The sequence below is a fragment of the Microcystis sp. 49638_E5 genome, from assembly GCF_021300285.1.
Classification (GTDB): Bacteria; Cyanobacteriota; Cyanobacteriia; order Cyanobacteriales; family Microcystaceae; genus Microcystis; species Microcystis aeruginosa_C.
Window position 1 is genome coordinate 109,072 of record NZ_JAJTDH010000013.1, and the last position, 15,168, is coordinate 124,239.

The window sequence follows — 15,168 nt, forward strand, 5'->3', positions numbered from 1 at the left end:
GATAAAATACCCATGTAAGTAGCTGATTATAATTAAATTGAAGATGGATTTTGGGTTCGATTCCCCCTTAATCTACCCTTAATAAGGGTGGTGTCGATCCCCCCTTAATCCCCCCTTGATAAGGGTGGTGTCTGAAAGTTTTTAACACCTACCTACTTATTTCCTGTTAAAAAGTGAGTTATATTTGAATAATGCAAAAAAAGTTTACCAAAACCAGCCCAATAGTTAGGGATATTTGGGTAAATATCTCCAAACGATAGACAGTTTGGCAGTAGGTTATGGACAGAACCCTTTTAGCAGAAGGTTCTCAAATTTGAGAGTTCGAGGATTATCTCCCCTGTGTGGGCATCTATCACATAATCAGTTAATTCCAGTGATGTTCCAACAGATTTTCCGCCACTGGTTGGAGCCATAACTTTAATGTTCGTAACATAAACAAGTCTCCATTCACCTAGCTTGTGACTGGAGCCATTAGAAAAGTGTTTGAAATAATAGTAAAGCTGGGGATTAATATCACAATGCTCTAGGGCTTCTGGGGAAATAGGCTCACCCTTCTTAAGACAATATTTGTAGATCGAATCTTTTAAATCTTCTTCAGGAACTTTCGGATTTTTGTCAGGAAATCCTTTTTTTACAGCTTCATCTTGAGCAACTTCAGACGAGTTTGCAAACAAAAATTTATTGTCTTCGTCTAAATCAACAATGATCGAGGAGCCGTATAAAGGGATACCTTGGTATCGGAGGCGATATTTGAATTTGGATGCTTGAGTAAATTTCGATTGATACTTATCTACAAGTTCAAATTCAACCAGCAAACCCGTGGACAATCGGACTTGCTGAGTGTTCCTCGGCTCGGGTTTGGGCTGAAGGCTTTTGGGCTGAGAGCCAGTGAAGCTGCGAAGCTCCTCTCCTGCGCCACCGGGCGAGTCTGAGCCGGACAACTTAATGGCTATATCTTCTAATTCAGTTGTTTTTTTCTTTTCTAACTGTTTTGGCATTTTACAATCACTGCAAAGGTGTTACAAAGTGTTACAAAAACGGTATAAAACATATCACGTCGTCCAACTATGTTCTCAAAAAACCGAACAATGGTCAAGATGTACATACTCTTCATGTATTAGCGTAGAAAATGCACATATAAAAAGCCGCCCTTACCAGTTCAGTGATGGATACCCTATCGGTCTCTTCCGTCATCAGCAACCTCTTTCCTGCAATCATCTACAGGGTTGCACTACAAAGGCTAACAAACCAATTACCGATAATTTTAACAAGGTTTACAAAAATTAATGCAGATTTTTTATGCACATCCCCCAGATTAGCCTGTATTATATGAACATAACTATTGATCAAAACGGGCATCTAGGGCTGAATCATCAGAGTAACATCTAAACCTATGAGCGATCTGGACACAGAAAATCAAAGACAAAGCGATGAAGACCGACAAAGAGATGCTGCGGTGTATTTGCATCTCCTCAACAATTTGACCGATTTGGACATTAGTGAGGATAGTCCCAAACCGAATGAGTACAAAATAGCCAAACAATGGCGACAAAATCGCATTTTTGTCCGGCGAGTGCTGCGTTCGGTGATGGGAGAGCGTTACCAAGAAAAGGAACGCGAGGAGCGGGTACCCAGTTTAAGCTTGGGGAAATTAGTTACTATTCTTAGCTCACTGGAGGCTTATTGGCAAGGAGAGTCAGCCAAAAATAAGGATAGCTTAGCCCAAAAAATGATCAATAAGTTTACCCAACAAGAAAAAGAACGAGTTCTCAAAAAATATGCACAGTTATCTCTGGATGAAAGGGATAAATTGAAATTACTTGTTCATCCCGAAGCTGGTTTACTTGAGCAGTTAAAAGAGATCATTACCGATGAAATACAGCAGGATTCCCTAGACGTTGTTAGCTTTTATAAACAGGCCATTAATCTATACAGTTCCCAAAAACAACAACACAGTTACCTAAAATCTCTTGACCCAAATGATAATCAAAATCTAGATGAATCTTTAGGTAATCAGATTATAGAGTATATTCAACCCCGATTAAAAAAATATTATCAGCATTTATCAACAGGCTCGGAGCAGGAAATTATCAAGGATTTGGTTGATAAGATTTTAAGAGAAGTGAGCCGGACAGAATTTCAAGCTGGACTCAGACAAATTAAAACTGTTGTCGGGCAATGTCCAGATTTTGTTAAGAATAATTTAACTAGCGATTCCATATCCAATCTCTTTTTGGAAAGCCTGAGCAATTCAATTATCAAAAATAATTTATTAGGAGATAAATTTCCCGTTTATATCGACTATTTAGAAATTGAGAAAGTCAAACCTCTGCCCCTAAAATTATACCGAGGCAAAACAGGTTTAATCAATACCGATTTTCTCGATGATCCTGAAGACGAAAATGAGTATTATGCTCAAGGATTAGAAAAACAGATAGCTTATAGGGTGCGAGTGTATTTTTATGTCTATCCCCCAGAGAACTGGAAACCAAAACCAACCTTAGAAGAAAAAGAAATCAGCCAATTTTTCAAGCAAGAAGAATCAAACAGTCGATTAGAATTTTGTGAAGAAGTGGTAGGTGTGGGCAGTCCTATCGCTCATATTACCACCGCAATTAATCGATTTTTGTTTGAGGGGATAGATATTTTGAAAAAGCAAGGCTATCTACCTGTCACCCAAAAAATAGTCAGTGAAGATAAAGTGATTGGCAATACAAGAAATAGTGCTGTTTGGTCTTATTCTCTGGTTAAGTTATGCAAACAGGAAGATGTGAAAAAATCTCTAGAAGGTGAAATTAATTATAATCAAATTGTCGCCGATCAAGAATTAGCAACAGGAGAATTTTATGGATTTGATCTTCTAGAATCTGCCGCTAAGTCTGCCCTTCACGCTCGACTGAGAGCCATTGAAAAAACGGCAATTAATTCTCAGCAATATCTACAACAACTTTGTCAGAGAATTGAGGAAAAATATATACTAGAAAAAGCAGAAAAATGGATAAAATTCTACCCTTTCTCTCTCAGGGCTATGCAAGATTATTTAGAAAAAAAGCTGTTTAAGGATAAATATCGCAATTGGGATGAGAGAAATTTCAAGGAAGTTAATAATAATCAAGCTTGGAGTAGGGTGGCCTATGAAGCACATTTGGCAATTATTCAAGTATATCTTCAAGAGGGTCTCTATCGTATTGCCCAAAAATATCTTGAGGTTATTAAACCCCATATCGAAAAGGGACGACTAGACGATAAACTATTAGTTAGTCTCTACTATATCTGTCTATTTGATTATCATTTTTATACAGACCTTGAAGATGAGGAACGTGACCATCAAGAAAGGGGTTCTGCAATTCGTAAAGCTGAAGAATATTTGAACACTGCTGAAGAATATTTGCAGAAATATTTGAAAGAATACGCAATCATTGGTGAATACTCTCAAACTAATGCTCATCCTTTTTTCTATTATCTATCTCGTATCTATTCTCACCGCGCCAAAATTTATATCTTTTTCCCTTACATTGCTCAATTACCCAATCCCAAAACTCATTTATTAATTGAACCTCTTCGTCTCTTAGAAAAAGCTCGTATTTATGCGGCTAGAGACGGTGATGCTAATTACTATGCTTACTGGACAGTGTATCAAATTTGGTCTTATTTAATCACCGCCTATGTCGGAGACACCAATCGATTAACGGAAAAATTTAGCCGCCAAAATTGTCTAGGATGGGCCGAACGTTTAATTAAAAATGCTCTTGATTGTTATGGAGAGCGAGGCAGAAAATCTTATCAACAGATAAAAAATTATAGTGGTAAACAGAAAACAGAGTTTAGTGGATTAAAACCGGATTCGACTATTATATTTTATGAGCAATACAATGATATTTATGTGCAAACCATTCCCCCAATTATTGAAATCGGAAAGGGTAGCAGCCACTTAGACGAGTTTTATCAAAAAACTATTGAAATCGGAAAGGGCAGCAGAAACTTAGACGAGTTTTATCAAAAAATTCAAAAAACATTTAATGAATCTAGTCAATCTCAAGAAGAAATTACACAGCCAACTATGCCAGACAATCCAGACAATAAAGCTTCTTCATTTAGTATTGAAGAAATATTTGGTATTCAAGAAAAAATTATACAGCTACCCATGTCAGCATTAACTTACCTTGACTCAAATTCAGATAATAAAGTTTATTTATTTGGTATTCACGCTAGTCTTCTTTTATTTGGGTTGGGACTGGTGGAACTTTGTAAAGATAATCAGGAAGAAGGATTAGAAGAACGTATTCGTATGGCGATGAAAAGGTTTACTTTAGGAGCGGCAATTGCATCTGAGGGAACAGTGGATGAAAAAAGAGGAGAAAAAACCTATCTTCAGCGAATATTTACCGAGCAAAAGCCAAATAAAGGTCAAAAAATGCCCGAAGATTTTCAAATTAGAGGCTTATATCCTCACCGGTTAACTCAGTTTACCGCTAAAGGGAAAATTTTTGCAGCAACCTGTCGAGTAATTCTCCTTTTGTATAACTACGAAAAATATAGTAGCTATTGGCCAGAGGTCGCCTATCTTTTGAATGATTTACACGATGCTCAAACTATTATAAGATCGAATAATCCTGATTATTCTTTGGGACAAAATCGCTATAGTGGTCATCTAGAACAACAATTTAAAGGGGTTAAAAGTTACTTGGAAAGTCAGAAAAATTCTGGCAAATCAGGTTCTTTAGAGGAAATTAGAAACAGAATTGTCACTGATATATTCAAAATACTTCGCGGCGACAAAGTGTAAGCTGCCCACCCACTTAAATTACTTGTTGAGATGAGGCACTCTTGCAACAGTAAAGGGATTGGGGGAGATTCAGCCAATCTAAGGATAGGGGGGTTAAAATGCGTCTTAGCTTAAAACCCCAGATCCTGCACCCTAACCCCACCAACAAACTTTTTCAGCAGACCCTAATTAATACCAATTATCCATCGACCGGAAAATTGAGGCATCGGGGAACACAGTGGGATTACCACTAGCGTCGATTTTTTGCCGTAATTCTCGCAGTTGTTGATTGCCGATGAGAAAATCACTTTCTACTAATTGATAGGGCAGTACATTATTATCTAAAGCATACACTGCCGTGATGCCAGCAGCTACCCCAGAAGACCACTCGAAGGAATGGACACGATAGGCGGCCGCGGCAATATGACTGAGAGCGATACTTTTACCCGCTATCAGTAAATTATCGATTTTTTGGGGAATTATAGCCCTTAAAGGTATCTCAAAAGGATAAGCTTGGCCCTGTCCCTGTCTTTCTCCTGCTTTTTCTGTATTACCCGGTTTTTCGGGGGGATGTTCCGTCATGCAGGGATGAAAATCAATCGCATAGTGACCGATACCGACGGAATCGGGGTAAATGGTAGAGCGCTTGCGTTTAACGGCCTGATCGGGGGATAATGTGCCATCAAGTACGGAAAATCCCTCTAATCCTGCCAAGGTGGCAATTAAGCGCCGATATTCTGCTGGAGAAAGATTTTGACGATAGAAATCGCTTTGAAAATTTTGTCGGGAAATATCGATTTCTGTGACGGTAAAACCAGTGGGGAAAGTCAGGGAAGGACGACCGATAATCCGTCTTGCTTCCCGAATATAGGGATATTTTGACAAACCATGGGCAGTTCCCATGGGAGAATCAAAACCAGACAGATAACGGTTATTCAAATGGGGAACTTTTACCCCGTCCCCTAACTGGGAATCGGTGATCCCTTCTACTAACCAATAATAGTAGGAAATGGCGTGTTCTTCGCCCCTTGCGAGGGTTTCTGTGCGTAATCCTCCCATCCATCCCCCCGGAGATAACTGTCCTAACTCTTGCAACTGTTCACGGGTGTAGATAAAGTTATCCTTGGCAGTCCCCGGACGATAATCATTTCCCCAGGTCCAATTCTGCATGGAAATGTCCCCCGGGACGGGTTCGGTAAAAGTAATTCCCCCAAAGGTTTTCTCTTTACCCAGTTGTGGACTCCAGATACGACGATAGGTGAAAACTAGGTCAAAATCGGCTAATCGCGGCAATTCATAGCTAAAATAGGGGGCGTAGCGTTCATAATAAACGGGTTTCTCGTGGGTTTGTGGTTTTTCTGTTTCCTCCATGGCAAAGGTATAGGTAAAGCCTTGGGTACAGTAGGGGTCGCCAGTGACGCTAGAGGAAGAAGGTTCGAGATAACTGCGCTTATCGACCCCTAAACGGTAGGGAATATCTGATAATCCGATGATTTCCCCGGTTTCGGTCGCTTCAATCACATACCAATCTGCTAATTGATTCGGTTGGGAGGATTTGGAGACAAAACGGAGGATTTTTTTATCAAAACGGGGAGAATTTTCGTAGCGATAGATATCCTCCATTTTTTGCGATAAAAACTCGGTATTTAGGGGAGGAGTACCTTTTGCGGGACTATGTTGAATAGCAATTACACTGGTAATCTGTTGACCGGTGCCGCGATTGGGTAAAGTTTCAATATTTAATTCTTTGACTACCGTGGAGGGAAACCATTTCAGGGTTCCTTTGCCTTTTTTGGCAGCATCTTCTAACTGTTGAAATAATAATTTATGTCCATCAAAAGGGAAAAAACAAGACCCACTTACCCAACATTCCCCGGGGTTGCGTTTGCCGTAATGCTTTCTAATTCTTTCCCTAAATTCTAGATAACCTTTCGGGAAAAATAATTTTTCTCTTTGTGTGCGTCTTTCATCTAACGCTGAGGTTCCTTGAGAAGATATCTGTCCCCCCACCCAGTCGGTAATCTCGGTTAAACAGACGGTTTTTCCTAATAATAAAGCTTCGTAGGCCGCACCGGCACCGGCTAAACCACCACCCACCACCAGAATATCACAGCCGACGGTTTGATCCGGTTCTCGCGGAGGGGCTGCTAGGGTGAGGGGAGTGAAAGCTTGCAGGAGAAATAATCCCAGAGAGAGGGATTTGAGGGGAGTAAAGTGATGATTGAAAATTTTAGGGGACATTATTGACAAATATCAATGTTGTGACTGAGAGTTTCCTCTTTATTTGAAGAAGTAGCCAGAGAATCTGTTCCTGAAATCCTGATGGTTTTTTTGGGCGATATTGAGAACTTTGTAGCTTGATGCTGGCTTTTCAAAGATTATACACCTTCAAGCTGACAATCGATCGCTTTTCTGGAAATGTCTTGACAAAATAGAGATAGCCTGATTCGGTGTCATTCCCTTTGTTATTCCCTGTAATCCTTCCTAAGTTAAATGCAAAACAAATCCGGGTAAGACATCTTCCCCGGATAAAATCGCAGGTAAATTAATAATTTCCACACCGTCATTTAGTCGGTAGATTTCCACCTGCTGCTGTTGAGGATTAATCAACCAACCCAAACGTAAACCACTGGCTAAATATTCGCGCATCTTTTCGCGTAAAGAGGTTAAGGAATCAGTACGAGAACGTAATTCAATCACAAAATCAGGACACAAAGGGGGGAACTTTTCTCGCTCTTCTGCGCTTAAAGCTTCCCATCTCTCCCGTTTTATCCAAGCAACATCAGGAGAACGATAGCCTCCCTTTGGTAAACGAAAAATTGTCGAAGAACTAAACACCTCACCAAGTTGAGTTTGCTCGTTCCATACCCCCACTTTAACAATCAAATTAGCTTCCTGTTTACCAGTATTTCCACCCACGGGAGGCATAATTAATAATTCTCCTTTTTGATTACGTTCTAAATTCCATGTTTGATTAGCCTGACAGAGATGATAAAATTGTTCATCAGTCAAATTAACTGTCTCTAGATTTAACACTACAGTTTCCATCGCTTCTCCTTCTTGCTACTTTATAAGAATGGCTATATCATTGGGTGCATCTCAACCTATTTACCTAATTGACTCTCTAAAAATTCTGGACAATTGGGGTTAGTAGTGTCTAGGGAAATTAGATAGGGTTGTTCTTTTTCATGAAAAGGTTCTGTTTGCTCAATTTGGGCATTTAAAACCTCGATAGTAGCGTCAGAAATATCACCTTTTCTAGCGGCAATCCGTTGTTTTAAAACTTCTATCGGTGCGTGACAATGGACAATATGAAAAGGAATCTGTAAATTTTGGGCATAGGTTAATAAGGGTTCTCGCCAAGCATATTTATCGTAGCGTGCATCGAGAATAACCGGATAACCTAAAGTTATTAAAATTCGGGCTAATTCCGCCAGTCTAGCGAAGGTTTTTTGACTCATTTCGAGACTATATATGTCTAGACTTCCTGTTTGATTTAAGTCAATTCCAGCCAAATGTTTGCGAACTGCATCGGAACGAATCTGAATAGCATTAAGATTTTTAGCAATTACTTTCCCTATGGTACTTTTACCCGATGCAGAAAATCCCGACATCAGAATTAATCTCGGTTTCTGCGGTTGTGTGTAATGCCAAGCTAATTGATAATAATCCTGTGCATTGGCTTTAATTTTCTCGGAAAAAGTGTCACCATCAAGCAGAAAACTATTGACTTTTGCCCTCACATATGCTTGTCTGGTCAGGTAGAGAGGCAAGACTTTTAACCCCTCCCAGTCGGCGGTTTGTTCTAAATAAGTATTGACAAATAAATTAGCGAAATCTTCTCTCCCTCTAGCGGTTAAATCCATCGCTGTAAAAGCAATATCATACATGACATCAACGAAGCGAAAAGATTCATTAAATTCTATGCGATCAAATAATTGTATTTCTCCCTGCCACTGACAGATATTATTTAAATGTAAGTCGCCGTGACATTCGCGAATCATCCCTTTTATTTGTCTTTCCTCTAACCAATCTCGGTGTTCTGCGAAGAATTTATCTGTATAAGCTTTTGTTTCATCGTATTGTTTTTGGGTTTGGACAAAATTAATATATTTCTCGGTTTGTTGGTAGTTTTCATCAAAAGCTTGTTTAACAATTTCCAAATTGCCAAATTTAGTAATATAGGAATTAGTCACAGCTTGCCGATGAAATTGCGCCACTTTTTCAGCCAAAGATTTTATAGCTTTTTCCGTTAGTTCTCCCCGTTCAAAAATTTTACTCAGTAAACATTCTTGGGGAAACTGATTCATTTTTAAGATGTATTCGATCGCCCTTCCTTCTCCATTTAAACTTATGCTACCCTGTTCTTCATTAATTGACAAAACTTCCAGATAGATATTAGCGGCAACTTTTTTATTTAACTCTAGTTCCTGTTCTAGATAATATTTTCTCTTTTCTAAAGTGGAGAAATCTAAAAAATTATAATTAACCGGTTTCTTGACTTTATAGGCATAATCTCCTGTCAAGAAGATAATTGAAGCATGGGTTTGGATAATTTCAACGGGAATTTTGACAGAATGAGGATAAAAGTCGGGATTTTTTAATTCTTCGATTAATTGGTTGCTATCCATAGCAAGAACTCCTCTGGGGTGCATCTTATTTTTGTAAATCTACTAAGTTGGGATTTTTAAAGGGAACCCCTCGGTTAAAATTGGGCGTTATTTCTGATTTTAAGTAGGTAGGTGTTAAAAGTTGTCAGATGCCCCCCTTATTAAGGGGGGATTAAGGGGGGATCCCCCCGCCTATCGGCACCCCCCTTATTAAGGGGGGATTAAGGGGGGATCGGCACCCCCCTTATTAAGGGGGGACTAAGGGGGGATCGGCACCCCCCTTATCAAGGGGGGCAGGGGGGATCGAACCTAAAATCCATTTTTAATTTAATTATAACCAGCTACTTAACAGGTCGCGCAGTTTCAGATGTCCGTGCAGGAAGTACCTCTTCCAAACGCTGGAAAGCATTAGCTTGACAAGTGGGATGCTGACACTTGGGCATACATTTGTACCAGTTTAAGGATCACTGATAAGTAGTCGTGCAAAATTAATTTCCTAGTCGAGACTCCGAGACTCCGAGACTCCGAGACAGCTATCAGGGATCAGATTTGAGTTTTTAGTTCACTGTTTACTGATCACAGCAAAAAGCGTTCAACTGACGGCTTAGATGTGTAATTAATTTTGCTTAGGTACTTAATTGCTGATTGTCGGTAAACTGTTGACTATCTAAATTACTCGTTAAGACTGCATGGGAGCGGGGTCAGCTTTAAGCGAAGGAATTAGGGGTACAGTTAGCTGGAGATAATTTTGGCACCGGCTATTCCTACTTAAGTTATATGGCTCTCTTATTCTTTGTGTGATAGGTTTAACTTAATATAGAAGCGATCAATCTTTGTGTCCTTTGTGTCTTTGTGGTTCGTTCCAGTCGCTCACTAGCAGGACTGTGTCTTAGAATATATTTTACCCACCAAACCCAAGAGAGCCGTTATAATTATAAGTCCCCCCCCCAAGAGTTTGAAGATCGATCGAACTCTTATCCAATATTTACCATCAAAAACCAAGCATTGAGCCATGTCAACGACTATGATCAGCCTAGGGCAGAATTTGAAGAAGTACAAGGATTTTGGTTTACCCAGGCCTTGAAACCAGAAGATGTGACACAATTACTGTTAAGTAACAGTTCCGAATCACACCTAACACTTTATTCAGAAGATAAATTAACTTCAAGACGAATAAGCCATGACTTTTGAGGGATAATATTAACTTATATTTTTAGTTTTGTCGAGGTGCCGAAAAAATGATTAATAGTTCATCTAATTCCCGTTATCTCCTCATTGTGGAAGATCCTCAAGGTAGAAGAACAATTCCCCTAGAAGAAATGAAATATTCTCTCGGACGTAAGTCCGATAATCAAATTGTTCTTCGCTCCAAACACGCGTCTCGCTATCATGCGACTTTAATTAAAAAGAGTATTGATCGCCAAAAATTTTCCTATTGGATTCTTGATGGTGATTTAGAGGGAAATAAAAGTCATAATGGCATTTATGTCAATGGGTCTAAATGCTTAGTTCATGAATTAAAAGATGGTGATTTAATTAACTTTGGCTGTGATATAAATGCCAGTTTTCATTTAATAGCCAGTCAAGAAAAAATAGAGCAAGAACCATTTAAAAGTCTAGGATATTCACAAGGGAAAATGACGGAAAATGAAACCCATTCTAGCCCGAATGACCTCCATGCAAAAAGTACCTTAATTCTCCATCAATCCCCATCCAAAATCATTAGTTTTGATAGCAAGATTCAAGAGGAATATTCTTCGGTTGTTCTCACGGATTTACCTAACCGTTCTCTCTTTAATGAATATCTCTCAAGTGCTATTAATAATGCCCAGAAAAATAATAAACTGATCGGACTGTTATTAGTGGACGTAGGGCGGCTAAGAAATGTCAACAATAAACTAGGTTATCGACTGGGAGATAAACTATTAAAAATCTTAATTGAACGTTTAAGAAAAAGTTTGCGATTAGAGGATATGGTCGCCCATTGGAGAGGGTATGAATTTATTATCTTGCTGCCACAAATTAATGCTGCTAATGATTTAGAAAAAGTTAGTCAAAGAATTATTAAAACCCTAGAAAGTAATTACGAAATCGAAAATCACTCCCTAGTCGTGCGATTAAGTTTAGGTTCAGTTATCTATCCCACCGACGGCACAGACAGGAAAGTCATATTACAGAAACTGGAGGAAAATTTAGTAGCAGTCAAGAATAATATAAATAATAACTCCCAGATAGAGTCAGTTAATGTTCACCCCAAAAATAATCGTAGTTCTAAAGTTGAATATTTTCTCTATCAGGCAATGAGAAATAATGAATTAGCTCTTTACTATCAACCGCAAGTTAATATTACTCAGGGGCAAGTGGAAGGATTAGAGGTATTATTGCGCTGGTTACACCCTCAATTCGGATTAATCGCGCCTAATCGTTTTTTACCCTTAGTCGAAGAAAGCGAGTTAATCCTTGAGCTTAATCGTTGGGTGCTAAAAAATGCCTGTCAACAGGCACAAATATGGCAGCAGCGAGGGTTATTATACACTCCCATCTCGATCAATCTCTCCCCACACCAATTGCGCGATCCCCAGTTGTTCACCACCCTAAAAGAAGTCTTGACTGAAACCAAAATCGGGCCTTTCTTTCTGGAGATGGAAATAACCGAGACAAGTTTACTGGAAAATAGCCGCGAAACTGGTCGAATTCTTGGGGATTTGCAGAAATTGGGTATTAGTATTACCCTCGATGATTTTGGCAGCGGCTACGCTTCGATCGCCTATCTCGGTCAATTTCCCGTGAAAAAACTGAAAATAGAGCAATCCTTAACGAAAAAACTGACTAATGCTCCCCAAGATACCCGTTTTATCTCGTCATTGCTGGCGATAGCGAAAATTTTTAACTTAATAGCGATCGCCAATGGAGTAGAAACCCAACAACAATTAGAAATCCTGCAAGAATTAGGTTGTGAGAGAATGCAAGGCAATCGCATCAGTTGCCCCTTAGCAGTGAAGGAAATGACTACATTTCTCCACACCCACCGCACCCTCTCAGTTGGGGATTAGGAGTCAGGAGACAGGGGAGAGGAGACAGCTTTTGTGTATTCTCCCCACTCCCCAATTCATAATTCATAATTCCCACTGATAACTGATTTTGGTCACTGATTCCGGTATGATCTGAACAGATTATCTAGTATCAAATACCTACTCATTCTAGCGTGAGGCTCTTGCCAAACCTGTCAGCAGCAGAAATTTGTGGCGGCGGGGTACTGCTCGATCCAGAGTCTGGTTTAATTACATACTATAGGGTTAACAATTAGTTGTGTATTTAGAGGGAAACTATGGCCAATAAGCCAGAGCGCGTGGTTCTAATCGGTGTAGCTGGGGACTCCGGTTGTGGGAAATCTACTTTTTTACGTCGTTTGACCGATTTATTCGGGGCCGAGTTTATGACAGTGATCTGTTTAGATGACTACCATTGCCTCGATCGCAAACAGAGAAAAGAGGTGGGTGTCACCGCACTCAATCCGAAAGCGAATAACTTTGACCTGATGTACGAGCAGATTAAAGCTCTCAAGGGAGGTCAAGCCATTAATAAACCTATTTATAATCATGAAACGGGGATGATCGATCCCCCCGAAATCATCGAACCGAATAAGGTAATCGTGATCGAGGGACTACACCCCTTATATGATGAACGAGTCCGGTCTCTATTAGATTTCAGCGTTTATCTCGATATTAGCGATGAAGTCAAAGTTAACTGGAAAATTCAACGGGATATGGCCGAGCGCGGTCACACCTATGATGATGTGATGGCGGCCATTAATTCTAGAAAACCCGATTTCAGTGCCTATATCGATCCCCAAAGACAGTACGCTGACGTGGTGATTCAAGTGCTGCCCACCAAATTACTTGAAGATCACGAAAGTAAATTACTGCGAGTCCGTTTAATCCAGAAAGAAGGGGTAGAAAACTTTGAACCCGCTTATCTGTTTGATGAAGGTTCCACCATCGATTGGCGGCCCTGTGGTCGTAAATTGACCTGCACTTATCCCGGTATTAAACTCTACTATGGTCCAGATGGCTTCTTGGGCAATGAAGTGTCGATTCTGGAACTAGATGGTCAATTCGATAACCTAGAAGAAATGATCTACATCGAAAGCCATTTGAGCAAAACTGGCACTAAATACTACGGTGAAATGACCGAATTACTGCTCAAACACAAGGATTATCCCGGTTCCACCAATGGTACGGGTTTATTCCAAGTATTGGTCGGTCTCAAAATGCGTGAAACCTACGAAAAACTAATGGCAGCCGAAGCAAAAGTGGCAGCGTCAGTCTAGTTTCTAGTTTTCACCGAACTGGCATCCTATATGGTTAGGATGCCGGTTTTTTTTAATCCACTAATCCCGATCGCAGGGCCAGCACTGCCGCTTGAGTCCGATCATCCACAGAGAGTTTATTTAAGATATTGCGGACATGGGTTTTCACCGTGCCGATGGTGATATAGAGTCGCTCGGCAATCTCGGCATTACTACAACCGGCGACAATCAGATCGAGAATTTCTAGCTCTCGTCCCGTTAGGGGCGCATTTTCCAATAATTGACGATATTCTGGGTCAAGGCCGTGAATTGCCACTGTTTTCGACCTAGCAGCCACACCCACGGGAACTGTTTGGCGCACTTGTTTCAGGATAATATTGGCGATCGCTGGGTCAAGCCAATGATTGCCTTCGTGGGTGGAATAAATCGCCTCGATTAACTTATCAATACTAATATCCTTCATACAGTAGGAATCAGCCCCAGCAGCAAAAGCCGCTAAAACCTGTTCTTGGATTTTGTGCATGGTTAGCATGAGGATTTTCGTGGCCAGGGGGTCTTCGCCCCGATTTTGTTTGAAGCGTCGCACTAACTCGATCCCATCGATCATGGGTAAACCTATATCGATGATCGCCACATCGGGTTTAGTCTCCTCTAGCAGTTTCAGTCCCTGTAATCCACTGATCGCTTCCCCTACGACTTGAATTCCCTCCCGATGCTGGAGAGCCGCCACTAACCCCATGCGCGTTAGATCGTGATCTTCTACAACGACAACCCGCACTATATTCATATTTTTTGACCAGTTTTGCCGAAGTAAGTGATGATTTGATAATTTTGGCTTTTCGATTATTCGAGCCGCTCATTAACATTGACTTCACTCTTTTACTCCTTCTCTGAATTCCGCTTTCTTATTCTTCATTCGGCAATCCCCTTTTTCCGGTTGATTTTATTGATACTTACTAAAAGCAGAGATGGCAAATATACTTAGCCTCCCCTAAAATATACTCAAATCTACCCAAATCACCCAGAATTTTCTGCTTTAATTATTTCTTTATAATATCATACAAATCTCGATTATGCAAGGATTTGGCTTTTCTGGTTTCTGTGTGGAAACGAGGCCTATACTGATAGTTGATTTATTCACCAAAATAGCCCTAAAAGTCTTTCCCAGTAAACATTTCAGAATTTCATCGGCAAAAAATGTCACACAAAGTCGAGAAGAGCCAAGATAATTTTAAGAAGAATAGATCTTTGAGCTGCTTGGATTTTCATAGAATAGAACCAAGCTCTGGTTTAATTAATTGGCTCTCCCAGCTTTGGTGGGTAAAATGTATTCTAAGATACATTTCTCCTAGCGAGGGGGTGGAACGAACCACAAAGACACAAAGGACACAAAGATCGATCGATCCTATGTCAATAAATAATTTATGGTTTCTTGATTTAAGTAATCAATCATTAATTCAAACTATTCTATTGATAACTAGATA

8 protein-coding genes are annotated in these 15,168 nt (G+C 39.9%); 3 read left to right on the plus strand and 5 right to left on the minus strand.

What is annotated here, in order from left to right:
* Window positions 1-293: 293 nt before the first annotated feature.
* Window positions 294-998: a hypothetical protein gene (locus LW728_RS06110; protein WP_287765708.1), complete on the minus strand. Its 705-nt coding sequence runs from the start codon at window positions 996-998 to the stop codon at window positions 294-296.
* Window positions 999-1,393: 395 nt separating this feature from the next.
* On the opposite strand from LW728_RS06110, the gene LW728_RS06115 reads away from it, so the two are divergent.
* The gene (locus LW728_RS06115) at window positions 1,394-4,786 is read left to right on the plus strand and encodes a HypX (modular protein) (protein ID WP_287765710.1); all 3,393 of its coding nucleotides are present in this window, start codon (window positions 1,394-1,396) and stop codon (window positions 4,784-4,786) included.
* Window positions 4,787-4,954: 168 nt separating this feature from the next.
* Here LW728_RS06115 and LW728_RS06120 read toward each other — a convergent pair whose 3' ends face one another.
* The 3 genes from LW728_RS06120 to LW728_RS06130 form a co-directional block, all read right to left on the minus strand.
* A complete protein-coding gene (locus LW728_RS06120) occupies window positions 4,955-7,006 on the minus strand; it encodes an FAD-dependent oxidoreductase (RefSeq protein ID WP_287765713.1) in 2,052 nt (683 codons plus the stop codon).
* A gap of 243 nt (window positions 7,007-7,249) precedes the next feature.
* Entirely contained in the window at window positions 7,250-7,813 is a 564-nt protein-coding gene (locus LW728_RS06125; RefSeq protein ID WP_004163842.1) for a Uma2 family endonuclease, read from the minus strand.
* Window positions 7,814-7,869: 56 nt separating this feature from the next.
* The gene (locus tag LW728_RS06130) at window positions 7,870-9,396 is read right to left on the minus strand and encodes a bifunctional aminoglycoside phosphotransferase/ATP-binding protein (protein WP_287765716.1); all 1,527 of its coding nucleotides are present in this window, start codon (window positions 9,394-9,396) and stop codon (window positions 7,870-7,872) included.
* A 1,217-nt stretch (window positions 9,397-10,613) separates the two neighbouring features.
* Here LW728_RS06130 and LW728_RS06135 point away from each other — a divergent pair.
* Window positions 10,614-12,428 carry an EAL domain-containing protein gene (locus tag LW728_RS06135; protein ID WP_287765719.1) on the plus strand — a complete coding sequence of 605 codons (1,815 nt, stop codon included), beginning with the start codon at window positions 10,614-10,616 and terminating at the stop codon, window positions 12,426-12,428.
* A 275-nt stretch (window positions 12,429-12,703) separates the two neighbouring features.
* Entirely contained in the window at window positions 12,704-13,705 is a 1,002-nt protein-coding gene (locus LW728_RS06140) for a phosphoribulokinase (protein ID WP_002740086.1), read from the plus strand.
* A 52-nt stretch (window positions 13,706-13,757) separates the two neighbouring features.
* Here LW728_RS06140 and LW728_RS06145 read toward each other — a convergent pair whose 3' ends face one another.
* Window positions 13,758-14,471 (minus strand): response regulator, encoded by a 714-nt coding sequence (locus LW728_RS06145; protein WP_287765721.1) that lies wholly within the window; start codon window positions 14,469-14,471, stop codon window positions 13,758-13,760.
* Window positions 14,472-15,168: the final 697 nt, after the last annotated feature.

Bases quoted from the DNA above. Each gene is read 5' to 3' on its own strand.
- LW728_RS06145 (WP_287765721.1), bottom strand. From the start codon at position 14,471: ATGAATATAGTGCGGGTTGTCGTTGTAGAAGATCACGATCTAACGCGC.
- LW728_RS06115 (WP_287765710.1), top strand. From the start codon at position 1,394: ATGAGCGATCTGGACACAGAAAATCAAAGACAAAGCGATGAAGACCGA.
- LW728_RS06110 (WP_287765708.1), bottom strand. From the start codon at position 998: ATGCCAAAACAGTTAGAAAAGAAAAAAACAACTGAATTAGAAGATATA.
- LW728_RS06120 (WP_287765713.1), bottom strand. From the start codon at position 7,006: ATGTCCCCTAAAATTTTCAATCATCACTTTACTCCCCTCAAATCCCTC.
- LW728_RS06140 (WP_002740086.1), top strand. From the start codon at position 12,704: ATGGCCAATAAGCCAGAGCGCGTGGTTCTAATCGGTGTAGCTGGGGAC.
- LW728_RS06135 (WP_287765719.1), top strand. From the start codon at position 10,614: ATGATTAATAGTTCATCTAATTCCCGTTATCTCCTCATTGTGGAAGAT.
- LW728_RS06130 (WP_287765716.1), bottom strand. From the start codon at position 9,396: ATGGATAGCAACCAATTAATCGAAGAATTAAAAAATCCCGACTTTTAT.
- LW728_RS06125 (WP_004163842.1), bottom strand. From the start codon at position 7,813: ATGGAAACTGTAGTGTTAAATCTAGAGACAGTTAATTTGACTGATGAA.